The sequence below is a fragment of the Paenibacillus sp. VT-400 genome, assembly GCF_001029205.1.
Taxonomy (GTDB): Bacteria; Bacillota; Bacilli; order Paenibacillales; family Paenibacillaceae; genus Paenibacillus; species Paenibacillus amylolyticus.
This window is the reverse complement of sequence record NZ_LELF01000039.1, coordinates 54,249-79,583: the sequence shown is the minus strand read 5'-3', so window position 1 is coordinate 79,583 and position 25,335 is coordinate 54,249. Positions and strand designations below refer to the sequence as shown.

25 protein-coding genes are annotated in these 25,335 nt (G+C 43.0%); 6 read left to right on the top strand and 19 right to left on the bottom strand.

All coding sequences use genetic code 11. The annotated features are described in order from the left end of the window. Positions 1-10: 10 nt before the first annotated feature. The 8 genes from EL84_RS02125 to EL84_RS02090 all read right to left on the bottom strand — a co-directional run bounded on the left by EL84_RS02125 (position 11) and on the right by EL84_RS02090 (position 8,070). The gene (locus EL84_RS02125) at positions 11-1,105 is read right to left on the bottom strand and encodes a radical SAM protein (RefSeq protein WP_047840523.1); all 1,095 of its coding nucleotides are present in this window, start codon (positions 1,103-1,105) and stop codon (positions 11-13) included. A 27-nt stretch (positions 1,106-1,132) separates the two neighbouring features. Continuing rightward, a complete protein-coding gene (locus EL84_RS02120; RefSeq protein WP_047840596.1) occupies positions 1,133-2,248 on the bottom strand; it encodes a UDP-glucuronosyltransferase in 1,116 nt (371 codons plus the stop codon). Between the two features lie 44 nt (positions 2,249-2,292). Further along, positions 2,293-3,651 carry a hypothetical protein gene (locus tag EL84_RS02115; protein ID WP_047840522.1) on the bottom strand — a complete coding sequence of 453 codons (1,359 nt, stop codon included), beginning with the start codon at positions 3,649-3,651 and terminating at the stop codon, positions 2,293-2,295. Then, positions 3,648-3,899 carry an acyl carrier protein gene (locus EL84_RS02110; RefSeq protein WP_036668367.1) on the bottom strand — a complete coding sequence of 84 codons (252 nt, stop codon included), beginning with the start codon at positions 3,897-3,899 and terminating at the stop codon, positions 3,648-3,650. Before EL84_RS02110 ends, EL84_RS02115 begins: the two co-directional genes overlap by 4 nt. A gap of 21 nt (positions 3,900-3,920) precedes the next feature. Then, the gene (locus EL84_RS02105; RefSeq protein WP_200868484.1) at positions 3,921-4,841 is read right to left on the bottom strand and encodes an NAD-dependent epimerase/dehydratase family protein; all 921 of its coding nucleotides are present in this window, start codon (positions 4,839-4,841) and stop codon (positions 3,921-3,923) included. A gap of 394 nt (positions 4,842-5,235) precedes the next feature. After that, entirely contained in the window at positions 5,236-6,291 is a 1,056-nt protein-coding gene (locus EL84_RS02100) for a hypothetical protein (protein WP_047840521.1), read from the bottom strand. Positions 6,292-6,340: 49 nt separating this feature from the next. Further along, a complete protein-coding gene (locus EL84_RS02095; protein WP_082218810.1) occupies positions 6,341-7,834 on the bottom strand; it encodes a class I adenylate-forming enzyme family protein in 1,494 nt (497 codons plus the stop codon). Beyond that, positions 7,831-8,070, bottom strand: a complete 240-nt coding sequence (locus tag EL84_RS02090; protein ID WP_047840519.1) for an acyl carrier protein — start codon at positions 8,068-8,070, stop codon at positions 7,831-7,833. The genes EL84_RS02095 and EL84_RS02090 overlap by 4 nt, the downstream gene beginning before the upstream one ends. Before the next feature lie 1,008 nt (positions 8,071-9,078). Between EL84_RS02090 and EL84_RS02080 the strand changes: the two genes are divergently transcribed. Next, a complete protein-coding gene (locus EL84_RS02080) occupies positions 9,079-10,056 on the top strand; it encodes a phosphotransferase enzyme family protein (protein ID WP_047840517.1) in 978 nt (325 codons plus the stop codon). Between the two features lie 849 nt (positions 10,057-10,905). Here EL84_RS02080 and EL84_RS02075 read toward each other — a convergent pair. The 3 genes from EL84_RS02075 to EL84_RS02065 are packed head-to-tail and all read right to left on the bottom strand — an operon-like array spanning position 10,906 to position 12,696. Then, positions 10,906-11,445 carry a hypothetical protein gene (locus EL84_RS02075; RefSeq protein WP_047840516.1) on the bottom strand — a complete coding sequence of 180 codons (540 nt, stop codon included), beginning with the start codon at positions 11,443-11,445 and terminating at the stop codon, positions 10,906-10,908. Continuing rightward, positions 11,420-12,082 carry a hypothetical protein gene (locus tag EL84_RS02070; RefSeq protein WP_047840515.1) on the bottom strand — a complete coding sequence of 221 codons (663 nt, stop codon included), beginning with the start codon at positions 12,080-12,082 and terminating at the stop codon, positions 11,420-11,422. Before EL84_RS02070 ends, EL84_RS02075 begins: the two co-directional genes overlap by 26 nt. Before the next feature lie 11 nt (positions 12,083-12,093). Continuing rightward, positions 12,094-12,696, bottom strand: coding sequence for a hypothetical protein (locus tag EL84_RS02065; RefSeq protein ID WP_047840514.1), 603 nt, complete (start codon positions 12,694-12,696; stop codon positions 12,094-12,096). A gap of 492 nt (positions 12,697-13,188) precedes the next feature. On the opposite strand from EL84_RS02065, the gene EL84_RS02060 reads away from it, so the two are divergent. The 3 genes from EL84_RS02060 (at position 13,189) to EL84_RS02055 (ending at position 15,629) form a co-directional block, all read left to right on the top strand. Continuing rightward, on the top strand, positions 13,189-13,647 hold the full coding sequence (locus EL84_RS02060) for a recombinase family protein (RefSeq protein ID WP_047840513.1): 459 nt from the start codon (positions 13,189-13,191) through the stop codon (positions 13,645-13,647). Between the two features lie 261 nt (positions 13,648-13,908). Beyond that, the gene (locus EL84_RS31950) at positions 13,909-14,070 is read left to right on the top strand and encodes a hypothetical protein (protein ID WP_161799400.1); all 162 of its coding nucleotides are present in this window, start codon (positions 13,909-13,911) and stop codon (positions 14,068-14,070) included. Then, on the top strand, positions 14,067-15,629 hold the full coding sequence (locus EL84_RS02055; RefSeq protein WP_082218804.1) for a recombinase family protein: 1,563 nt from the start codon (positions 14,067-14,069) through the stop codon (positions 15,627-15,629). Before EL84_RS31950 ends, EL84_RS02055 begins: the two co-directional genes overlap by 4 nt. Here EL84_RS02055 and rlmD read toward each other — a convergent pair. From rlmD to tnpA, 4 genes are all read right to left on the bottom strand, one after another. Continuing rightward, positions 15,539-17,146: a 23S rRNA (uracil(1939)-C(5))-methyltransferase RlmD gene (gene rlmD / locus EL84_RS30650; protein ID WP_053061354.1), complete on the bottom strand. Its 1,608-nt coding sequence runs from the start codon at positions 17,144-17,146 to the stop codon at positions 15,539-15,541. The two genes, EL84_RS02055 and rlmD, sit on opposite strands and share 91 nt — an antisense overlap. Positions 17,147-17,539: 393 nt before the next feature. Next, positions 17,540-18,421, bottom strand: coding sequence for a diacylglycerol kinase (locus tag EL84_RS02050; protein ID WP_047840512.1), 882 nt, complete (start codon positions 18,419-18,421; stop codon positions 17,540-17,542). Between the two features lie 364 nt (positions 18,422-18,785). Beyond that, positions 18,786-19,865 (bottom strand): RNA-guided endonuclease InsQ/TnpB family protein, encoded by a 1,080-nt coding sequence (locus EL84_RS02045; protein ID WP_047840511.1) that lies wholly within the window; start codon positions 19,863-19,865, stop codon positions 18,786-18,788. 5 nt (positions 19,866-19,870) lie between these two features. Beyond that, a complete protein-coding gene (tnpA, locus tag EL84_RS02040; RefSeq protein WP_047840510.1) occupies positions 19,871-20,269 on the bottom strand; it encodes an IS200/IS605 family transposase in 399 nt (132 codons plus the stop codon). A gap of 466 nt (positions 20,270-20,735) precedes the next feature. On the opposite strand from tnpA, the gene EL84_RS02035 reads away from it, so the two are divergent. After that, positions 20,736-21,452 (top strand): NPP1 family protein, encoded by a 717-nt coding sequence (locus tag EL84_RS02035; RefSeq protein WP_047840509.1) that lies wholly within the window; start codon positions 20,736-20,738, stop codon positions 21,450-21,452. Between the two features lie 95 nt (positions 21,453-21,547). Here the strand turns inward: EL84_RS02035 and EL84_RS02030 are convergent, their stop codons facing one another. After that, positions 21,548-21,964 carry a DUF4395 domain-containing protein gene (locus tag EL84_RS02030; protein WP_036606047.1) on the bottom strand — a complete coding sequence of 139 codons (417 nt, stop codon included), beginning with the start codon at positions 21,962-21,964 and terminating at the stop codon, positions 21,548-21,550. Between the two features lie 71 nt (positions 21,965-22,035). Then, positions 22,036-22,962 carry a ketopantoate reductase family protein gene (locus EL84_RS02025; RefSeq protein ID WP_047840508.1) on the bottom strand — a complete coding sequence of 309 codons (927 nt, stop codon included), beginning with the start codon at positions 22,960-22,962 and terminating at the stop codon, positions 22,036-22,038. A 168-nt stretch (positions 22,963-23,130) separates the two neighbouring features. Between EL84_RS02025 and EL84_RS02020 the strand changes: the two genes are divergently transcribed. Beyond that, complete coding sequence (locus EL84_RS02020; protein WP_047840507.1) at positions 23,131-23,700, top strand: TetR/AcrR family transcriptional regulator; 570 nt, start codon at positions 23,131-23,133, stop codon at positions 23,698-23,700. Positions 23,701-23,845: 145 nt separating this feature from the next. Here EL84_RS02020 and EL84_RS02015 read toward each other — a convergent pair whose 3' ends face one another. After that, on the bottom strand, positions 23,846-24,631 hold the full coding sequence (locus EL84_RS02015; protein ID WP_036606050.1) for a sirohydrochlorin chelatase: 786 nt from the start codon (positions 24,629-24,631) through the stop codon (positions 23,846-23,848). A gap of 1 nt (position 24,632) precedes the next feature. Further along, positions 24,633-24,923, bottom strand: a complete 291-nt coding sequence (locus EL84_RS02010) for a YerC/YecD family TrpR-related protein (protein ID WP_017690665.1) — start codon at positions 24,921-24,923, stop codon at positions 24,633-24,635. Positions 24,924-25,335 lie beyond the last annotated feature (412 nt).

Genomic DNA, 25,335 nt, shown 5'->3' with positions numbered 1-25,335 from the left:
TTCACATGAATCAATAGATATAATACCTTGAACAAGCCGTACAAATCGGAAGCATATTTTTTTTCATATACGCGCGATAATCTTTGTACTTGTCACTACTCCAGATATCCAGCAAACTCTCTTCGTTCACGTTGCCGAAGGTCAAATCATAGAAGGCATGGCAGGGCGAAACGTCGCCCCTTGCCGTAATCTCCGCATAAACCCATGGAAGGGAGCACCGATTTCGTTTATCAGCCATCTGATGGAATTGCCCCGAGAAATAGTTACTCAAATTTTGTTCATCTATCGTCTTCGGATAGGTGATCACATGGATGCGGTTTTTCAAGCAATACGCTTTAACATTATTGAGCTGTCTCGTCAATTCCGGAATATCGATCTGGCTGAACGAACTGGTGTCCCGCCAGACCATCCCCTTGGCATAAGGAGCTTCATGCACGTCGAATTTGTCACTAAGAACCTCCACATATTGGGCATACTGCTCTTCCGTTGCATAGAGCTGCACTTCCATGCTGATATGGTCCAACATCGACAAGTCGATATGCTTAAAGAAAAATTCCTCAACGTACATATAGTTCAAGGGCGTAATGATAAAGGATACACCCATTTTCGGAAATTGCTTGCCCTTGCTTTCCCGAAGCTCATAAAGCTTCTCGATCCCCTTGATTACTTTCTTGAATACACCTTTACCTCTCTGCCTATCGTTGATTTCCTCAGGGCCGTCGAGCGACATCCAGATCTTATTTGGAGCAGTCTCGACAAGCATCTCGGCATGCTGCTCAAGCAATGTGCCGTTCGTGGGGAAGTCCGCTATGCTTCCATAGTGATTGATCATGGCGAGAATGTCGCTCAGCCAAGGGTACATCAGCGGCTCGCCGCCGAAGAAATCGTAATACGGCTTGCCCGGGCTGCACTCGACGATGATCTTTTTAATGAGATCCGGATCCAGATGCGCTAACGTTTTTTTGCTTTTGTAGGGACCTTCGAGTCCCCACTCATAGCACATCTTGCATCGTAAATTACACTCCTCCAACAGCTGCATGACGATCCATCTCGGATAGCTTGTCTTTGTCTTATCTTGGACGACACTCAATTTGTTTACGCTCATCGCATAACCCCTTCTGCCATTGAAATCTTACCCCTTCGTTAACGCGACTCTCGCACAATAATGATCCACATAATTCGTCCGTTCTCCGGGTCTGTTCATGATCGCTTGATGCATCTCCCTAAGGACCTCTACGGAAAAATCCATCTCCCGCCACTTCTCGTAGCGTATTCCGAACCCCAGTGATTCCCACAATTCCAAATTGCTAAGCTCGTGACTTCCGAACGGCTCCAGCAGAATAAGAGGGGTTTCGGATGCAAGCGAGTCGATTAATGTGCCCGCTCCCGGCTTGGCCACGATAGCCATCGCCTCCGAAGCGATATCGAATAACCAATGATGATCAACCTCAGCGGCGTATGACTTCGTGTCTTCTCCCGTTATTTCGATGTATGGCGGAAACTCGTGCAGGCCGTTCGCACTCTTCACCCATGCACACCATTCCGGATCATTCATCCAATATCGGTGGTCGGGATCGGGCTTCGCTTCCTTCCAATCGTAAGCTACGATATCAAGCCCATAGTTATGGCCGGCAAGCTCTGGAATTGTACTTTGATAAGTGCCCATCCCCCAGCCGCCGCCATGAACAACAAGTCGCCGCTTCCTTGAGTCGAAGGGCAGTGCCGTGCGATGAAGAACTGGGATTTCGCATCGAATCTCCATCTTGTCAGTGTCATAGAGACAAGCATTGTAATAATACTCGTCATAGCGAGAATGAAACTTCTTCAAGCTCTTCCAAGACGGGGCCAGATCTGAATCGACGTAGAGCAGGTCTACATGAATTTGATTCGGTAGCATCTTCTCCCTATACAAATCCAGAATATAGATCCAGTGTCCGGATAACGATATGAATTCGTACCGGTCTTCCGCTTTCCACGCCTCCAGCAATAGCTCGACCTGGGCATAATCAATGCTGTTGCGTATATCCATCGGCATTCGGGCCGATAAATTGGCAAGTGCGAAATTATTGTGGTAAGCCTTTCTGCTGTCTACAATATGATCCATCTTGTCTTGCTCCAAATAGCTTTCGAACACGAGCACTTCCGTCGCGATATCCCTTTTCTCGAAATCACTTGCAGCTAACAGGCCGGGAATATAGAAACCCAGACCGAAACCCGAGCATAGAATCGTCACTTTCCGCTCACCCATAAAATTTCTTCCTCCATTCATGGCTTCAAGCGCTTCGGACTGCATCAGCGGGCGATCTTGAAGGATAACGACGACAGCACCTCATTAACCTTAGTGGTCAATCGTTCGTTATCCCATTCCCCTTCGATCAACGAATAATATAATCTGCCTTTCACCTGCTTATTCCGGATCCCCTTGCACTCGCTGACGACTCTGTTAATAAAGAGCGTATTCGCGCTTAAAGGTAAAATACCGAATCCTCGATCAGGCTTATATAGAACACCCTCGCGGTCCAGCGATTCAAGCAATTGATCGAATGATACATCGCATGCAAACTGTAAAGTCGCATGTGTCATGCTCCCGGCCGTGTCGTGCTTTTTCAGGTAGCGGTCAACGTAATGCTTGATCAGACTCATCGATCTTCTTGCATTCACCTCAACAATCGGAACGATGCGGCCGTCTGTCAACAGCATAGAATCGACGCATACGTCGCCGTGATAACCCGACCGATAAAGCTCGCGAGCCGCCCGTTTCATTACATCAAAATACTTCGCTTCCTGCAGCATATGAAGCAACCTATCGTCTGCTGTATAGGAGCCTTGGTAAGCGAAATTGTGATTAACCAACTGCTGCACTGAGATATGTCGGTAAGTGCCGTCCGGATCGATGTGGAATTGGCAAGAAAAATCCAATTCCTTGCGGAGGAACGGCTCAATAATAAACCGAACCGTTTTTCCCTTGCTGCACTGATCGGCGACATAGGATGTGACTCGCCGCAAAATCGCTTCCGACTCGATCAGCAAATTGCCTTTCCCCGATACCCCAAACTCATCTTTGATCAGGAAGGGTCCTTGATTCAGCAAAGTCAAGCCGCTTGCCAGCAGCTCTTCGGGAGAATAGACCGTCTGGCTGTCACACCGAAGATCAAGGCGACGGTTCAATTCGGTTGAATACAGCTTCGAATTGACAGTCTGAACCGTTTCGATAGCTGGAAAATCCTGTTCCAGCCCGTAACGCGCTGCAGTACGATCCGCCCCCGGAATGACGGCAAAGGGCGACAACCGGGCGCCATCCAGCAAGTAGAGATCCATATCACCCATTTGATCGGCTGATGTGAGCAGGTCGAATATATTGGCGGTTCTGCCTGCGCTTCCTACATCAAGACTCTCGAGATCGGTTGAATTGGACAGAAATTTAAATCCGATCTCATGCAAATACGCTTTATGGCAATCGTTCATTCGATAGCGAGTAATGAGCCTATCCTGCGCCTCGCAAAATGGGAAGAGCAACTCATCCATGGCCATCACGATATTCTCCATTTCAGGATCGTGAAACGACGGCAGTTTGGCTAGATTAGGGTCGCGCCAGAAGCGTTCCGCGTCAAATGTCCCGATAATGAGCTCGAACTTGCGTCTATCGTTCATACAGGCGCTGTTTTCTGCAGCTCCGAGATATAATTGCAGAAGGTCGTTACCGACTCCATAAGATTGAAGTCGAATTGTTCAAAATCGATTTCAATACCGAAACGCTCTTCCACCTGTAGTACAAAAGTAATTAGCTGTAAAGAGTCCAATCCTCCGTCTTCCATGATGTTCGAATGCTCGTTCAAACTGTTTGCCAGTTGGGCGTCTTCCTTGATTTCGCATATCATCGCTATGATCTGTTCTTGCATAGGTACCTCCCGTTTAATGGATTATTGACCTTGGTAATAATGGATCGTTCTAGCGAGTGCATCATGCAAACTGATCGCCGGCTCCCAGTCCATAATCGTCCTTGAAATGGTAATATCCGGCTTCCTTCTCCTTGGATCGTCTTCCGGCAGCGGGAGAAACTCTAACTGCGCGTTGGACTTCATTAGCTCCTTCAATATTTGGGCGACTTCAAGTATGGTAACTTCCTCCGGATTCCCCAAATTGACTGGCTGTTCATACGTGGTGCTCAGCAGTCTCACAATCCCTTCCAGCAAATCGTCGATATACTGAAAGCTTCTCGTCTGTCTGCCGTCGCCATAAATCGTAAGGTTTTGCTTGGACATGATTTCATTAATGAAATTGGTAATGACGCGTCCGTCATTTAAATCCATCTTCGGGCCGAATGTATTGAAGATCCGAATGACCCTTACCGGTATACCGTATTTCCTGTTCATCCAGTAGGTGATCGCCTCTGCATACCGCTTCGCTTCGTTGTAGCAGCTTCTTGCTCCAACCGAATTCACGTTGCCATAGTAGCTCTCCGGCTGAGGGTGAACAGTTGGGTTACCGTAGATCTCGCTTGTTGAAGCCAAGAAGAAAGCAGCCTGCTTTTCTTTGGCCAGATACAGCAGATGCATCGTCCCTTCGCTGTTGACCCTCATCGTTTCGATCGGATAGGACAAATATTTGGGCGGACTGGCAGGACTTGCAAAATGCATCACCCAATCGACAGGGCCTTCAATTGCGAGCGGATAAATGACGTCATGCTCGATAAACTTGAAATTTGGCGACCGTAAGAGATTGTCTATGTTGACAGTAGACCCGGTCAGAAAATTATCGACGCCGATAACGGTATGGCCTTCCCGCAGCAGCCTCTCGGCAAGGTTGGAACCGATGAAGCCTGCGACTCCTGTTAATACAATGAATATTATGATCCCCCCCCTTGCTTAAGGTTTGTGAAACCACTATTAATTCAATCGAACAGATATGGTTCTATGCATGAATCACAAGATGTCGGGTCAAATACTAGGATAGGAGAGATTCTTGAGGTGAGTGGATTCGCTGTGGTTGTGCTGGAAAAAAGCGCTTGAAGCAATGCGGATCGTTGAAAGACAAGAAGGCAATAGGCTGTCAGCAAACGGAATCTTTAAGACAAGAGCAACGGTTTGGCTTACTCAATACGCTGTATCGCAACGATTATAATCCCGGCATCACTCCCTCCATAAATATGCCCTGATCACCACCGACTTCGGGTTAAGTATTCTATTCGGGTACAAGAAGAGATATCCACAACTGACATCATCTGCTCCCTCAACATTACTGAATGCCTACCTTCTTCAGCCATCGTTCAAGGAATATGGATTCTTCATTTTCTATATTCGTTATCAGCGTTTGTAAGCTTTCGGAAATACTCGTATCCTTTGTCAAATTATATTTAATCGCTAGATTCACAAGGATCTTTGCCTTAAGTTCAATGGCTGTGAATTCATCTATATGCTCTTGATTTAATTTATTTAAATGCCGATTAGCGTACAAGTACTTGAATCTTAGCGTCATTATCTTCTTATGATCATAAATTAAATGAAAGGGTCTTATATCAAGCATAGCCTTATGTTCCGATGTCTCTTTCACATAATTATATAGAGTTGTGTATATTTGCATGCCGAAGTCAAGATTATGCCTGTCGCCCCCGTAGTTGAACATCTCCCAATACTCCGGCGTTTTGTTAGTGAAATAATTACTTATCGAATTCACTAGGGTATCTGCACTGAATTTATCCTGATTTTGATCATTGAATGTATACAGATAAACCATTTCTCTAAGGTAATCATGATTGGTTGTTAGATGATTTGTATCGAACGCAAGATTGAAATCATTAAAAGATATCTCAGCCTGACTATACACCCCGTTCTTAAAAAAATCGGAAACATACAACATCTCTCTATCCAAATCATAGCCGTAAACAAATATGTCATGATGCAATTGAAGTTTATTGTAGCGATCGCTTAGGGGCACGTAGAAATAATTGATCATGGTGTGGACATAGTTATTAGCATTAATATTTTCTACAATAAAATGAATAACAGAGTCCCATTTAGTTGTTACAGTATCTCTATGTATCTTTTGAGTAGTAATCCATTTGCACGCATCCGAAGGCCGTAGCTCATAAGTCACAGGAAAATAAAAATCTCCCCAATGATGTTTATAATCTTTGTTAATAAACAATTGGATATAATTGCTAAATATCCATGGGTGTGCGCACTCGTAATGGGTAAGTATGGACAAGAGATGAGCATGTTGCGTATAGGTTGTAATCATCGGATAACTGACCGGCAATATTTTTCTGCCTAACGTTTGAGTTGAATTCTTCAACCTTTCGTTCACCCCTGGTTATCTGGTTAATTGGCTTAAGGATTCCGAATCAGTATATCTCATTTAGCAATAAGCGCTTTGTACTTGCCCTGTCCAGTTTTCCTGTTTTTGTTTTTGGAATGTTATCGATAATCCTCCATTGTCTAGGCACTTTATACGATGACAAATGCAATTTGCAATGTCGTGTCAGCGCATCTATATCAACCAGGCAATCTTTAAAGACTTTCAGAAATGCGATGGGCACTTCGCCTAACAGATCATCGTGTACACCAATAACCATGACCTCCTCCACTTCTTTCAAGCCGTACAAAAATTCCTCGATTTCTTCCGGATAGATATTGATACCGCCGGATATAATGATATTCTTCTTTCGGCCTGTGAGTATAAGACACCCTGATTCATTCCAATATCCCAAATCTCCTGTCTTCAACCAGCCCTCAACAATGGTAGCGTTCGTTAACTCCGGGTTTTTGTAATAACCGAGCATTACATTCGGGCCCTTTACCCAAATTTCTCCAATAGCTACTCCTTCTACCTCATTCTCTTCTTCGTCAACAAGACGAATAGAAACGTCATTTATGGGTGATCCACAGGATAAGCAGCGATCTCCCCGTTCCATCATGCTCACCCGCGGAGAAGCTTCGGTCAATCCATAGGTTTGGATAATGTCCGCGTGAGGGAATACAGTCTGAAGATGGTCTATTAATTTCGCGGGAATCGCCGCACCGCTAATTACAATCAATTCAATTGAATCAAAGGCACTCCAGTTTTTTGTCTGATGGAAATCAGAAACAAATTGCATCAATTGCGTAGGCACCGCTGAGAATGCCGTGACCACCTTATTCTGAAACATTTTAAACGCTGTGCGCGGCAGCAAGGGCAAGCTGATAAGTTTAATTCGGGTTCCATACAACATGCAAGAAATCAATTGCGTGACAATCGTAGAACTGAAATGAACGGGCATCGTTACAAGAAACGAATCTTGTTCTGTATACCCCACCTTTCCGCCATGTGCCAACGCATTCGTTAATACATTCCAGTGGGATAACATAACGATTTTAGATTTTCCGGTTGTGCCCGATGTAGGAAGGAGAATCGCACATTGATTGGGATCGGACTGATTGGTTAACGAGATCGATTCGAACGAAGGCATTGGTTCTTGCGATAAATCCTGAGCGGTAACCCAAGGAATGTCGCAATTTAAATGCGCAGGTTGTGCATATTTGCTGATAACCAATTTGGCGTCACTGGCATTTAAAATATTTTCAATTTCAGTATTGGATGCCGAATAAGGAACCGGTACTAACACATAACCGCAGAATTGAATGCCCAGCGCCGCCATAATGAACAAGGGCTCATTATTTGTGTATAATGCAAGATGGCTTCCGGGCTCAAGTTCAAAATTCTTGTGGATATATAAAGAAATTAAGTAAGCTTCTGTCATCACTTCTGCGTAAGTCCATTGCTGCTTTAGATCTTCAAGGATAATATGATCTTGGCGATCAGAGGCCTCCAGAAATAGACGCTGAATGATAGTCATCATAGCGTTCTCACAGTCAAATAATTAAGGATTAATCCAGCCGTGGAGAACTTTTCAAATAACAGATCTTCATCAGGGATCGAGATGTTAAACTTCGATTCCACTAAAACAATAAGCTTGATAAAGCCTACTGAATCGATCCCTTGGTCCAACAAACGGGTATCGTGGTCTTCCGGATACTCGATGTCCAGCTCAGCAAAAATTTCATCTCTCAAGATAGATTCTATTGATTTAGACATCATATTCCCCCGTTAGATAATCTTTAGAAAGGCTGATTAAAGAGGATAGTATACGTGATGAGCAAGTGAGAGTATTGTGAAGAAGAATAAGTTCATAACGATGTACAAGGTGAATTTGCACTGAAAGAGTTGTTTGCATAGTTGTATGCAGAGATTCTGCAATTCATGCTGGAGGCGGAGTATGACACGATGCAGGACATAAAAAGCTTGACGCGAAGAGTACAACGACGGAAATACTTGAGGGTTCCCTCGTCAACATCGCAAAACCTAAAAAAAGCATTTTCCTAAGCAATGAAGCGTTGCTGAAAATGCTCTACAAAACTACGATGAATGTCACTCGTAAATGGACAGAGTGTATATAAAACTGGGAGTAAGTCCCCAATCAACTCTCCATTTTCTTCCTCGAGGGGATCGAATTATACTGCGTAAAGTTTTTCTTGGAGAGCGTTTACACTAGTAGATTTACAGCACCAAGCGCTCGATATATTAAATATAATTACATATATGCCAATTGTCAACAGTTTTGAAAAAGCCCGTTGATGCCCTCTGGAATTCCATTCGTCATCTGGTTGTTTCTAGTATTACAGGTACAAAAAAAAGACACGGAAGAACAACTCCGTGCCTATATAAAGCAATTATCCCGCTTCACCGAACTTCAAATTGAAGGTCAACAAGTCTTTAAGCAGGCACTTCAAAGACTTATTCAAAAAATTGAAGCTATTAAAGACGGTTCAATCAAAGCCATACATTATATATTTCCCGACCTCAATCCATAAGGAAGTTGGAACAACGAGAGGCGTAGGTATTAATCCTGCCCCTTCCATTTTAACATCGCCACCGATTCCACATGGGATGAGTGCTGACGGTAGAATAAACTAAGATGTGGCTGTATCCACCTTTTAAACAAGAACCAAACGGTTAAAAACCAATTTAATCAAACATTACATATTTTCAACATATAGGTGTGTTATTATAACTATATACAATTGTAAAAGGTGGGATTGGGGATTGAATAATAATTTGAGTATTGCTAAGGAAGCATTAAATAACTACTCAATAACATGTAAATCGATTGACTTTATTGGACAGAGTGCAAATACTATCTATAAAATAACTGACCTGGAAAACAACTGCTATAGTCTCCGCTTACATATATCAAAAAGCGAAGCCCTTGAAAGTATTTGGACTGAACAAGAAGTGATTCGTTCAGAAATGGTATGGCTTCACTCCTTAGCCTTAGATACAGATTTAACCCTACCTTCACCATTTAAGAATATCCACGGGGAATTCATTACAGACGTAAACAGCACAAAATGCACTTTAGTAAAATGGGTGGAAGGTGAGCAGAAGCCATTCATTACTACATTAGATGATGCTGGATACGTAGGCGAAATGATAGGTAAATTACATAGACAATCATCGGATTGGAAAACCCCAAGTTTATTTGAACGTCCTACATTTGATGGCTCTCGTATATTGCAATCACTCGAAAAGCTTAAAGAGCAATCTAACGCAGGATTGCTTAAAGCAGGTGATATAGAGATTCTTCAGAATGCAGGTCAACGTGTAATTAAAATGATGAACTCTATCGAGAGAACATCCAGCAATTGGGGGATGATTCATGCGGATTTGATTCCAAGTAATTTTGTGTTTCATGGCAAAGAAGCGAGACCTATCGATTTTGGTGCTTGTGGCTTTGGTTTTTATTTATTTGATCTTGGCTGGACTTTTTCATATATTCATCCTTCATTCAGAAACCAGTTACTTAAATCATACACAAAACAGTACACGTTACCAGAAAACCATATTGACTTATTAGAAGGTTTTTTTATTGCTGGACAACTTGAAACAATGAATTTTTGGTTGGGTCTACCAGACTCTAATGAATGGCTACCAGAGCATATTGGAAAATTAGCCAATAGAGAAATTAATTCCTATGTAAAGAATGAATCGTTTCTCTTCAATGGTATACCTTATTGGGAATAAAATTTCTTACACTGTAGAACGCTATTAATCTAAGATTAGTAAGTACACAATAAGAACCATGTAGAGAGGTCTACATGGTTCTTACGCCTTTATTTTCTCACCTGTTAAACTGTGCTGAAGAACACCCTGATTTATTGATTTTATGTTATATGCAATTCATTCTGATATATTCATAATAAGTAATATTTTTTGACTCCCCGACCATCTCGCCCTCCGTATGTTTATGTATGCAACCGCTGAGGAGATGCATCAACATCGGTTTATTTTTAATATGGCGGTTTGAGTTAGGCAAACGGCTCGATGCCCCCCCCTGCTACACCAAATAGTTATTTTTTGGCATAGCAAGGGTGAGCTGTGATAGAAATATGGCGTATAATCGCCGAGGTATCCGTATCATCAGCCTCGCAAATAGCGACAAACTCAGCGGAGCCAAGGTCTGGTATCAAACGCTCCGTAATCACCACGATTATTGTTTGCCCCCCAATCCCTTTCGGGAACCAGGACAGTCACATCCTTTATATAAGAAGGAAATCTTTATAAGTTCGGCTATGGCAGGCTATGCCTTACCGAACTTTCAAGGCAAAAACGCCCACCATCAACGGCACTGCCAGGAAGAGTTAGTTCCTCGGTTATATTTTTAGGCGATCATACCTTCAACGCCGATCTTTTTATTTTCACATCCGAAATCTCTTAAACGGACTATTCTATTAGCTGAATCTGTGCATCTGTAATACATTGTCTTTCACATCCTTTGAAAGATCTCATATCATACACAAGACAAGTCGAGTTGATAACTGTAACGAAATTATAAAAGGACAAATCCACCACAATTTGATGGATCTGCCCTTTCTATTTTCTCAATAAATTGGCATATTTAACGCCATCTAAATACTGATTTGTAATGTCATAATGCGTAAAGTGAAAATGGATTCGCTCCTGCCCCACATAATTAACCTGCCAGTCTGTTAATATTTGCGATAATTTTGATCCCTTTATTTCTTTCGTATAAAAATTTCTGACTATCGCTTTTGAATCTGATTCCAATACCCTGCAAGCTACTTCATCAACACCAACAATCCCTATTTTCAATGAAAAATCATTGAAATAACGGTCAAACATACGATAAGCACATGCAATTTTTGTAGCCATGCTGTAAACATTTTGTTTATTGTGAATATCGAACATTAACAGAGTAATTAGAGGTCTGCCCTGGATGATTTTCACTTGAGCAACATACATATGTGCATTTAACATGCTATCAATTGAGTAGCAATCCAATTTTCGAGACTTTAATGAAGCATACATTTGGCTATCCATCTCAATTTTTATTTCTTTACCACCTACAAACTCCGCTAAAGCCCTCTCAGGAGTTGAATATACTTTCCCCAACACCTTTACCTTCCGATGCCATAGACCCCTTTCTTAACCCCATCGAACGCTTCTGCATAATCTCTTTCAATTTGTTAATTTCGTAATTGATCTCATTGATGTTTAAAAAAGGATGCAGTGCTGCTGAACTATCTTGGATTTTGTACAACAGTTCAATGCCTTGGTTTCTGGCATTCAATATGTTGCTATTGTCTTGATTAACCAAGGCGATCACTTGCTCAAAAGTAACATTTCTGCCTCGTTTGCAAATTCGAGGAATAATCTTATTTAAAATATAACAATTCTTGAATATTGAAACGAGAATACGCTCATTTGAATTCGCCTTTGGAACAGCCGCAACGTATTGACTACTAACCTTCCCTTCAACAAACCGAATTCCGAATTTTTTTAAGGTTAGCATGTGAAGCTGTGTTTTCCTGCCATAAGCAAGAAACGCTTCTTTTCGTATGATTTCAGCATTAATCAGTTGCTTAATATGTCCGTAGAAAGCTGAATAACTATTTGCTAAGCCGAATTCTTGAGCATATCGATAGAGCTGTTTAATTAGGATGACCTTGTTACCGAAATGGTAGATGATATATAAATATTCACTATACCGTTCACAAACAAACTGCTTATTTGAATTGGAATTCCCCATTATTTCACCTCCTATACTCTGGTTGTTTCGTAACGATAATTCATAATTTCCACGAGTGCCTCTTTCGCCCTCATCTCATCCTGTCCGTAGGTATTTGTAACTACTTCAAATGCAATCTCCATACCGTTTATGTCGACATACAAGGCATCAGGCATCGATATTAAACCTCTGTTAAGCATATCCTCGTAAACCTTTGCAACTTCTTCTTTCCCCTGATTTCGCAGATCATTTAATTTCTCCTGAAACTTGTCACGAATCTGACTTTCCGTAGCCCACTGATCACGACATTCTACTGAAATACTAAAATATTTTTCTGCAATCGCTATATCATGAGTTGGATTCTGAGCATGATATGCTCTTTCTAACCCCCAGAGTCGACATCCCATTGCACGTCCTAATTTAGTGAGTTTGTAACATTCCTTGATCTTACCAGAATGCTTATAGACTACCTTTTCGTAATGACCATCCCGTATCAAATTCTTGATTCTTGAATCAGCCAATCCACATTGGCGTAGGTGCTCAAGACTAACATGCCCTGTACGGAATAGGGCGGTAAAAGCTAAACGATCACGCTCAAAAAATTGCGTAATACAAGGCTTGCTTTTTCTCGGCATAACAGTATCCCTCCTTTGAAGCTTCAAGCGGGATATAGGGTCACATGTGCGTCTCGTAAAGAGATGCTTGCCCAGAATGCGCAACTGGTTTTCCCAAGGGGCGAGCGAGTCGCACTTCGTTTCATAGTGAATCCCGAAGGGTGAACGGTCGCCACAGGCGAATGCAACGAAGTGATAGAGATTCCTACTGAACCGATACTCCCATAGGGAGAAGGTGAAGTTGGAAGTCTCTCGACGAGCGAAGCCCCTCTTCCCGTATTTTTGTATTATAGACTCCTCAGTTGGCGATATAACTCAATTGACGAAGGAAAACAAAAAAAGGCTCCATGCATTGGCAGGTAGCGATATTTCTATATAAGCATATCTCGCTTTAACGCTTTAAATCAAAAAACCTCGAACACATAAGCCGTAGACAAGATCATCAACGTATTATAATTTAGAACATAGTTTCTCAAAAAATAAAAAATACGAAACAATGGAGGAATGAGGAAAATGAATAAACATCAAAAAATTGCAATTTATGTCCGAACTGCAAGAGCCGCTCAAAATAAAGGTGAATATCAATCAGTAGAGCATCAACGAGCAATATGCTTAAACTTTGTAGAAGAACAATTTGGAAAAGATGCCGAAGTGGAGTTATTCATTGATAACGATGTAAGTGGAACGTCTTTAAATAGAAATAGATTGCAACAACTTTTATGCGAAATTAATAATGGAAATGTTCAAGCTGTTGTAGCCTATGACATTAAAACTATAAGCAGATCTGTTAGAGATCTATACAATCTAACCAATAAATTAAATGAAGCAAATGTCCCATTTGTAACAGTAACTCATGGGGAATATGATCAGATTCAACTCAGATTACTTGAATATATTACTCAAAAAATGCGTGAAGATATGTCAAAAAGGATTAAGAGTGCTCTAAAGCATAAAACAAAAAAAGCCCAATAATATAAGACTAAAACAGTAGGTTGCGTTAATGTTTATTACTTAAACGCTTTATATCACTAAAGCTAAGACATTAGTCGAACCGTTTTTCAAACTCAAAGGCTTGTTTTTTTCATATACTCAAATCACTGAAACGAAATACTGCAGATTTCATCGGTGAAGTGATAGAAATACGATTCATACTCTTTTGTGGAAGAAATGTGTATCGAATCCTTCCGACTATCCAGCATGCACTCAAACTAAATAATCGGAGGAGGAATTAATATGCAAGTTGAGCGAATTTTCAATATTGAACACAAAATGTCTTTCGAGGACATCATGCAAACCTTGATTGACGAGAAAGTTGACAGTTTAATCAGGTCCTATTACGATCATAATCAGGTGAATACGGTCACATCTCATGACGAAAGGAAGAATGCCGCATGAGATGTGCAATATATGTACGAGTTTCAACTGACAAAGAAGAACAGAAAACTTCGCTTGAAAATCAAAAGAATCTATTTCTCAAATACGTTTCGGAAAGAGGTTGGACTGTATTCGACTTTTATGTCGAAATTGAATCGGGAACAACTTCTAAACGCCCAGTTTTACAACGACTTATAACCGATGCAAAGGCGAAAAAGTTCGATATGATTTTGGCAAAAGAGCTTTCGAGGCTTGCAAGAAACGGAGGTTTATCTTACGAGATTCGAGATGTTATCCTAAATCATAACCTTGATATTATTACGTTAGACAATGCCATTAATACTCCCGAAGGTAATGTTCATATGTTCGGGCTTTATGCTTGGATGTATGAACAGGAGTCCCAACGAATTAGTGATCGTGTAAAAACGACTTTCAAACTTAAAGCCCAACGTGGTGAATTTAAAGGTTCAATTCCGCCGCTTGGTTATGGACTAAAAGACGGTCGATTATATGTTCGTAATGACCCAACTCCCGATATTGTTAGGCGGATATATAGAGGCTATTTGGCGGGAAAAGGACATGATTGTATCGCTCGTGAGTTGTACGAAGAAGGCATTCCTACACCGTCACAAATTGCTGGAAAGAAAAACGCTTCTGAAATGTGGGGAGGATCTACGGTTCGTGGAATTCTTACGAATCCCCATTATGTGGGCGATCTGGTACAATGCCGATCAACAACTAAAAGTGTAACAAACAAAAATAGGAACTATAAAGACCCGAAGGACTTCATCATCGTCCAAGATACCCACGAACCAATTGTTACAAGAAAAGACTTTGAAGTTGTTCAGCAATTACTTGAAAGTAGAAAACGGACGAGACCGCAATCAGAGGCACATCTATTTACAAATACCGCATATTGTGCCGATTGTGGACGTGGCATGCACTTTAAGAAGAATGTCAAAGGCTACTTGTGCGGTAGTTATAATAAATATGGAAGTAAAAAATGTACCGATCATCTCGTTCGTGAAACCGAATTGATCTCTGTTATTCTACATGATATTCAAATGCTTGTTTCCAATTTAAGTAATGATGCTGTGATTAAAAAGCTTGAGAACCAGTTAAGAAAGCAAAAGCAACAGAATGAAAAAGTGCTCAGAACATTAGATACTCAAATGGAAAAGTTGAGAAATCGGAAGAAACAAGCTCATGATAAGCATTTTGATGGAGATATGCCAAAAAGAGAATATGATGAATACGTTACTTCTATAAATCTGGAAATAGACGAACTGATGCAGAAAAAATGCCAATACGATGAATCGCTTCAAATTCAAGATGATACTTTAGCTTTTTCGGAATTGAAGAAAACCCTTGAGGAGTTCCTATCTTTCAAGGAGCTTACGCCAGAAATCCTTCATAGATTGATCGATCGTATCGAAATTAAAGCAGACGGGAGTCCGAGAATCTTTTACAGATTCTCGAACCCTTCTGCTTATTCTTTACTTCTAACTATCAACGCACAGCATTCAACGTGCACCGTATGCGGGAACATATCCACCGGCGTTACCTCCACGGTGCGATAGCCGCCATCTTCCAACACACGAAGATCACGTGCCAGCGTACTCGGATTACAACTCACGTAAACCACGCGTTCCGGCTTCATCTCCAGGATGGTATCGAGCAAACGCGGGTCGCAGCCTTTTCGTGGTGGGTCGACAACGATGACGTCAGCTTCGATGCCTTGTTCTTTCCAGCGCGGGATGACGTCCTCAGAGGCACCAACTTCGAACTTGACGTTGCGCATCTCGTTCAATAGAGCATTGCTCCGCGCATCCTCGATCGCTTCAGGCACGATCTCTACCCCATACACCTGATCCGCATGTTGCGCGAGGAAAAGAGAAATCGTTCCGATGCCGCAATAGGCATCAATTACTGTCTCTTTGCCGCTCAGTCCAGCGTACTCTACCGTTTTGCCATACAGTACTTCCGTTTGCACCGGATTCACCTGATAGAACGAACGCGCAGAGATCGCAAACTGCACATCACCGATATAATCATAGATTACATCACGGCCCCACAGGACGCGGGTCTCATCGCCAAAGATGACGTTGGTCTGTTTCTTGTTCACGTTCTGGCAGATGCTTGCCACATGCGGAATCGCTTCACGGATACTGCCAATCCATTCGTCTTTGTACGGAATGTCTCGACCATTCGTGACCAGTACGAGCATCATCTCGCCAGTACGGAATGCCTTCTTCACAACCACATGGCGCAATAAGCCGCGACCTGTCTCTTCGTTGTAGGCGCTAATTCCAAAATGATTGCCGATCTCTTTAACCTTTGCGACCACTTCGTCATTGTGCTCATGCTGAATGAGGCAACTCTCCATATCGATGATGCGATGGCTTCCTTTGGCGTAAAAACCACCTACCAGACCACCCTCGGTCACACCAATGGGCACCTGTGCCTTGTTCCGATATCGCCACGGCTCGTCCATACCCATCGTAGGAAGGACGCGAATACCCTGTTCCGTATTTTTTGCATCCTCCACCATCACGTTCAATTTGCCAATCCGTTGCAAATTATCGATCACCAACTGGCGTTTCCACGCAAGCTGTCCGGCATAACTCATATGCTGGATCTGGCAGCCGCCGCACTGATCGTAGATCGGGCAAGGCGCTGACACTCGATCCGGGCTTGCTTTCACGATTTCCAGCAGTTTGGCGTAGCCGTACTGCTTCTTGGTTTTCATCACACGCACACGCACGGTTTCACCTGGAAGCGCACCCTGCACAAAGAGCGTGTATCCATTCGCACGACCTACACCCTCACCGTCATGGTTCATGCCAATGATGTCGATGACGGTCTCTTCATTTTTGCTAACGGGCAGTCCTTCGATTGGTGCAGATTCATGCGTTCTTCCCTTTGGACGAACGGCAGAAAGAGATGCGCCTTGTGGCCGCACCTCTTTTCCCTGCTGACGTGTAGATGGACGAGATGATTGACTTGGCTGACGGGACGCTGAAGCGTTCCCTTGCCCCTGAGAGGCAGCCGAATTCCGGCGGTTTTTTCCACGACCGCTGCGGTTCGTATTAGACAACGTACATTCACTTCTTTCTTCTTATATGGTATCACATCAAAAATAACGTTCCGAATTTCTAATGAACTTCAGAAACGTTATATCATCTTCGGATGGTGTTTTCCGACCTTTTTCGTTCATTTTCTCCAAAATAACGACGCTGAGATTCGTTAGATTCGAGGATTCTGCGATTTCGCCACATTAGGGCTTTCTGAGTTCGTTAAGCTCAACACACAGTGACCACATGAGATTATACGCGATCCCACCGTACACAGCAACTGGAAAATGCACTTCCATCACGCCTTACGGCAGAGCTGAATCCAACTCTCCTCACCACTTGTTCGATGCTATACAACAACCACTGCGGCATTAACGCTTTCCGCAAGCGACCACATTCTCCGCCAAGTGCCAAGTTTAACGATACAACATCAGATGATGACGCAAATTCGTAAACGTAGCAGGCAGCGTGCCGCCCAACTCTCCATCGAGGTTCAGTTGCACATAACCTGGCGACGTAACTTCCATATGACTCGTCTGGAAATGAACCACTTTCTTGTCGTTCAGATGTTCCCCACGCAGCGCAAGCGTTACGAGGCGGATCATATCAGCCAAATTACATTTCCTCACGCAAATGACATCGAACAGACCATCATCAATGGTTGCACCTGGAGCCAACTTCTCAAATCCCCCGACCGAATTGGTATTGGCGATGAGGAATAACATGAATTCATCATGGATTTCTTCCTGACCGTCGGCGCGAATAATCAGCTCCTGGGGAGACAGGCTCGCCATTTTCTCAATACCCTTCATATAATAGGCCAGTTGCCCAATCATCGTTTTCAGACGACTCGGTACTTCATAGGTCAGTTCAGTCAGTGATCCACCGCCGGCGATGTTGATAAAATATTTATCATTTGCTTTGCCCAGATCGAGCGGACGAAGCTGCTGGTTAATGACCAGATCCACGTAATCTTCCCACTGTCTCGGAATGCCGAGTGCACGTGCAAAATCATTTGTCGTTCCCAAAGGAAACACACCCAGCGGAGGACGGTTCTCCCGCTCCGCCATACCATTAATCACTTCGTACAACGTGCCATCGCCACCAGCAGCAATAATCATGTCATATCCGCGCTCAATCGCGAGTTCGGCTTCCCGGGTTGCGTCACCTTCGCCCGTTGTTGCGTGACATGAAGCTTCAATACCACCTTGATCCAAACGCTGCAAAATGTCAGCCAGACGTTTCTTCATTTCTTCCCGGCCTGAGGTCGGATTATATATTAAGCGAGCTTTTTTCATCTCATACGCCACCTATTCCACATTATCCATGAGTCTAAACGACCTCATATTCTTACGTTGCATCAGTCCACAAAAGGGCATATTTTTTACACAATAATGAACTTCCGTTAATGTTGCTCTAATCTTTCGTCTTACCTATATCTATGCATCAGGAATTCCGTCTCATGCCAAAGCCTTTAACTCCTATCATATCATCAAATGTAAAGATGTCCTAGCCTTTGACACTCCCACCCCTAAAGGGGCAAGATCACTAAAGTGATTGGGATTCTTAGCTAAGCTTAACGTCCTCATTTCATTTCTGCTTTGGACAGATGCTAAGATTAGGGTATGCCATTACCCCTCCTAAGACAGTGCATATAGCATCTTAGGCTGATTGACTGTTACCGCCAATCACAGTTGCGTAGCGAATATTCATCGCCCCAACGATATCACGATGTCTCTTGAATCCACATGGGCACGTATATCTTCTATCTTGCGCCTTGTTCTTTTTTGAACACTCTGGACAGGTTTGACTTGAATATGCAGGGTTCACATATTCCACTTTGATCCCTGCCATGTTTGCTTTGTATTCAATGAATTGTGCCAAACGGTAGAATGACCATGTGTGTAGATTCTTTTCGTTTTTACGACTTGTTCTTGTCGTCTGCCTAATATTCGTTAGTTGCTCTAAGCGAATGACAGAAGTCTTATTTTCGACTGCGAAATTAACGATTTCACGACTGACTTTGTGGTCTTTGTCTTTCATCCATCGTTGTTCTTTATCATCTAACTTGCGAATAGCGTTCACTTTCTTTTGTTTTCCTAGTTTTTGACGAACACTACGAAACTTCCGTTTCTTGTATTTGTTTTCTCGCCCATTCCCAAAGAATCGAGCGTGATCATTATCTGTGATGGCTACGGCAGGGACTTTCAGCCCTAAATCAATGCCCAAAATCCGCATACCCGTTTTTTCAGTTATTGGCATGGTGACAGCAATTTGGGCTATCCACTTACCTGAGCTTTTCGTGACACGGAGCGTACCAAGTTTATGCTTCAAAAGGTCAACGTTTCGATGGTCCTTGTCGATGAACAATGCACGAATTTTTAAACGCTTAGATTTTCCTTCTACCATGAATGGAATGGAAATGTGCGTGAAGTCAAGAGAATAGTTTTGGTTATTCCATACGCAAATCGGTTTCTTTAGGATCGGTATGATTGCGTATTTACTTTTCTTAACTTTGTTAGAGAAGACACTATTCGCATCTTTAATCGCTTGATTTTTTACTGCACTTGGTAGATTAGCAGGAATGTCTTTTGTTGTCTTCTTCAACCTTTTCTTTTCTTCTACCATCTCGGCCACGAGTGTATTAACAACTCGGATATATTCATGACTACTTTGTTGCAATAGTTGGATCTGCTCTTTAGTCGGCAGCAGCTTTACCTTAACCGTTAGGGTCTGAGACAGTTACTTCACCCCCTTGTCTTTTGTTGTTCAACATAACGCTTGATGGTCTCACTTGATACATTTCCAGCGGTAGAAACAAAATAGGAACGTGTCCACAAACTGGGCAAATGCAGAAGGTGTGGAAACTCTTCTCGTAGTTTTTTTGATGTGACTCCTTTTATTTTTGCCATGATATCAGCAGGGCTTAATGTTGGAAGTGCATTGAGAAACATATGTGTATGGTCTTTGTCGCACTCCATGGCAACAATCACAATTTTAAGCTCTGCACATACCTCATGCACCAGTTCCTTGAAGCGCTGTTCTACCTCTAATTTGAGAAATATCTTTCTTCTGTATCGTGGGCAGAACACAAAATGATAGTTCAACAAAGATACGGTTGTGTTTGTTCTTCTATATTCATTCATATCTATATTGTATCAGTTTAATAGATGAATTGAAACAAACTAAAAAAATTAAGAAGGCAGACATTTCGGATACTTGAAGCATCACAATAGTGATACTCCGTATCCGACCTCACTTTCATCCCACATCTAAAGAATTGGGCTTTCTCGTTCGGGAATTCTGTAATCTATAAGTATATTTTTTCATATACGTACCTACTAAACCATCCATTACCCAATAAACCTCACGCACCGATCCTGAATCTTCCCCACTACCTTTTATGTAAAATAGTCTCATTAATCAACCATTCTGCCCGCTTGGACAGGAATTAGTCTTCGATTTCGATGATCTTCATATGATTATGACATAGATATGCTACAAATTTACAAATCTTAAGATGAAAAGATAAATAACATAAACCTTTTTCCAATATAGTTTTAGTGAACCCTCGACTTAGCACTACATCATACCCTTGAAGGAGATGTGTAAATGAAAAAAATCGTGTTAATGCTCCTGGTCTCACTTATGGCATGTATTCCTTGGGTCACCGTTGTTGAAGCAGCAGAAATCAATCATGATCAGGTTGTCGGATTTCAGGAAGTCACACCAGTCACCGTGATGCAACAAGCAGCCAAGCGTTTTCAGCCGTTTTTGAAGGTCTATCATGGATGCGTGCCTTTTCCCGCAGTGGATCAACAGGGCAATACCAGCGCTGGCTTGAATACGTCCGGGTCATCGAATGGGAACTGTAGCTCAAATACAGGGCAGATCTACTCCCGCTCCGCATGGCACAATGGGGTGTGGGCTATCATGTATTCGTGGTATTTCCCCAAAGACTCCCCTTCCTCTGGACTCGGCCATCGTCATGATTGGGAAGGAATCGTCGTGTGGGTCGATAATCCGGCAGCTGCCAATTCCAAAATCCTCTCTATCGCATATTCCGGTCACGGCCAGTTTACCAAAGTTACACCTAGCAATAACAATACACAAGGTAACCATCCGTTGATTTCCTATAATAGTACCTGGCCGCTGAACCATGAGCTTGGCGTTACTAATGCTGTGGGTGGAACTCAGCCTTTGATCGGATGGGACGATCTGACTTCTGCGGCACGAAATGCACTCAACACAACAAACTTCGGTAGCGCCAACGTGCCTTTCAACGATAACAATTTTACCAACAATTTAAATAAGGCCTGGTTCAGATAAAAAAAATCCCCTTCAAGTGGCAGCTCACTTGAGGGGGATTTCGTTATGAAGTTATCGTAGTATCCCGGATACCTGTATCACTTTTTCAACCAACCTCAAAATCCGATTTTTCTGCCTGCACGCAGCTGTTTATACCAGAAATAGACGGTGCAGCCTACACAATAACCCAGCAGTGCCGCGCTTGCAGCCGCGAGAAGCATGACGGAGAATACATAACCTGCGCCTACCCAACCAAGCGAGAACGAGATGAGTGCCAAAGACAGGAAGAGCACGGCCAGAATATTGTTGAATCGCTGTAGCTCCACCGCCTGCGCCTCTGTACCTTTACCAGTCAGCACGACTTTGCCAATCTGTACGAACAGATTAAATTTGCCACCGGAAGCCAGCCCCACCACCTGAATGATCCACAGCAAGCCCAGAACTACAATTGGATTGAACACAAACGAGAGCAAAACAAACAATACAATACCAACCTGATTTGCTTTCACATAGCGCATAGGTACTTCCCGCATCTGTATATCTCCTTATCCCCATTTTATTAGTTGGTTTTATTGTAGTCGGTATTGGGTTAATGAGCAACACTTCATTTAAGGGGAGTAAAATCTCTTTTCAGCACATCCCAATGGGGAGTCGGGGTGCCTGTTGTCTTTTTCCAATCGGTAAATGCATTATTTAACGCCTCAATCTCTCCAAAAGAACCCGCGACCAGCTTATGAACCGGAAGCATGCTATAGATCTTCAACAGAAGGTACAACATCCGTTGATGCTTGCGGATCATTTTAGCCTGAATCTCCGGTATAATCGTTATGCCCATAGCCTCAAGTACGCTAAAGCCTTCATCCATCGCCCTAATCATATGTTGGATTTGCTTTCTATTCCCGTCCAACTTGATCAACTCACGCTCCTCATTAAAGCTCACCGCATTAAGCATCAGAATGGGGATGATATGGCTTTTCAGCCAGGCATCAATATCGCTCAGAACATTTAACCTGTATTTCACATGTTGGAAAGCTTGATCCAGCAAAGGTTTAAAGCCTATTTCACCGTCCAGACTACCGATCACCATTTGTCCGTTGCCTCCACCGACCGATAACATGCGGTCCTTTTCCCGCTTCCCTGCACTCACATGAAATCCAAACGCGACCTTTTTTGGTGCCCGGCTGTTTTCCTCCAAAAAGTTTTGCATGCTTCGTGCATCTGCGTTGTTTCCCACAATCACAATATTACTGCTCTGATTGTCTGCCAGGACAGGCAAGACTGAAGGAAAATCGTTATATTTCATGACAACAAAAATCAGATCATATTGGTCATCCACTTCCAACGTTCTGGCTACCCGAACCTGATCAACTGTCGTTTTGAATTGAAAAATATGCCGGATGACGATTCCATCCTTCTCCAGCTCCTCTGCCCGCTTCCCTCTAGCCAGAATAGTAACATCATTGCCGCCGCGCACCAGAACCTGTGCCAGTTGACTGCCCAAAACACCTGCACCATACACTAATATCTTCATTGGTTATCCCTCAATTTCATGGTTTATAAATAATCGTTGTTTTATCAACATTTGTTGATAAAATAAGAGTAACAAAGCACCTACTGTGCTTCAATCGTTAAAATATCCGTTTTTGTTGAATAATCAACGAATGATTCCTTATTGTTGAAAACCATCATAGGAGGGGCCATGGACAGACGAGTACTCAAGACACGAAAGGCGATAATCGAGGCTTTTGTGGGGTTACTGGAAGAACGGGATTTCGAGCAAATTACGATAAACGATATTGCTGATCGGGCTAATGTAAACCGAGGAACAATCTATTTGCATTACGCTGACAAGTTCGACCTGTTGGATCAATGCATTGAGACCTATTTGCAGCGGTTGTTGGATGCCTGTATGATCGAAAGCCCTACTACAACACCCGTTACGGCCAAGGATGCGCTGCTCAGAACTTTCCGTTATCTGGAACAGCATGCCTCTACCTATACCACACTTCTAACCAAAAAAGGTATTCCGGCATTCCGTAGTAAGTTGATGACATTGTTGGTCCAGGGAGTGGAGGAACAGATGGATGCCTGTGGCATCCAGGAAGGTATGAAAAAAGAGATCACCATACAGTTTCTTGCTTCCGCTGCTGTGGGCCTCCTGGAGTGGTGGATTATGAATTCCATGCCTTATCCGGCCGAGGAGATCGTTGACCAATTAATAAATTTACTGGAGCTACATCTGCAATTGCACGCACCCATTAATGGATAACCCAATCTCTTTCAAGTGATCTACAACAAACAAAAACCACGTCCTTCGACGTGGTTTGATTGTTTATGAAGCTATGGAGTTCAAATCAATTGATACTGCATTACTACGAGCGATGCGATCACACACCTATGCCAAAGCGATCACTTCAAGAAGAAGCTTTAACTTCATTACATCTCTCCAGCAAAATCTGGATCTGGCGCTCCAGCCACTGCCCAAGCAATGGATGTGGCAACAGTGTCTCACCGCTGTACACATAGTTCAGTTCTTGCAACCGACCCGGGATAACGTTCCTCGTGAAATAACCGGCACTCAAAAACAGCGGCGCCACAATGACTCGGTTCCCCCGCTCTTCGCTCCAATACTTCACTTTGTCGTACACACTCTCCGGATTCAGCAATGCATAATCCGTATGGGCTACATCACTAACTTCCTGCACACGCTCTGCAAGGGAAGAAATTCCGGCTTCCCAACGCTCGCGAAAACCATCATGAATACTCCCATGGCCAACCAGCAGAATCGTTTCTTCCTCCGGTTGCTGCGACAGTACTCGGACTTTGTCCCACACCATCACGGCAATATCCGGATCGTTATCCACCGGATAACCGAAGTGAACCCGAGCCTTCACATCGAACGGTTCCAGATCCGTTTCGCGATCAGGTGTTTCCTTTGCACCAATGGCATATTCAATTTCATCCACATGTGTACTGCCGGACGAAACAAATAGAGGTACGACCAGAATATCGGTTACGCCTTGTGCTTCCAGTCGGTCGATACCGTCCTGGATCAGGCGTCCTTCCACAAGTTCAAGAAAACCGGCTTCAACCGGTAATGGAACAGGCAGATTCAACCGGGAGATCGCGTCATCGACGGATTCCACCCAGGTCTGCTCCTGTGAACCGTGACTGATGATGAGTACACCCGGCTTCTTCATGTTAGCGTCCCAGGCGTTCCAGCGTCATTTTATAACCATCATTACCGTAATTCAGGCAGCGTTTCACACGTGAAATTGTAGCTGTACTCGCACCTGTCTCTGCTTCAATCTGGTTATACGTATTGCCTTTACCCAACATACGAGCCACTTCCAGCCGCTGGGACATGGATTGGATCTCGTTAACTGTGCAGAGGTCATCAAAGAAAACATAACACTCTTCAATATCTTTTAGCGTCAAAATAGCCTCGAATAGTTGTTCAATGCTTTTATCATTTAGCTTTTTCAGCTGCATTTCATCATCATCCCCTAGCGGTTACTGTGTACCTACATTGTACTCACCCTGAGTTGGTATTTCAAGCGTTACCGATTTCACGCACTACAGAATAAAAATACATGTTACCGCTTACAAAAGGTACTATTGTCCTCCCCTCGTGTACATCGGGCGAAATTTCCGCGCTTTTTCCCAGTTTTCACCTGTATATATCCGATTACTTATGTAGGATTTCAATCCTCCTAAATGTTACAATTTTGTGTCTAAACTTCATTTTACTCTTCGTGAACCTGCCATCTTACATGCGCCCAAATCCGCAAATATCCCGTTTTCCGGGATACCCGCCTACGCCGTCTCTCCGCGAATGACATACAGTATAACAAAAGGGAGTTCCACAAGGGTCTATGATGTACATCTGTCATGCAACTCATGG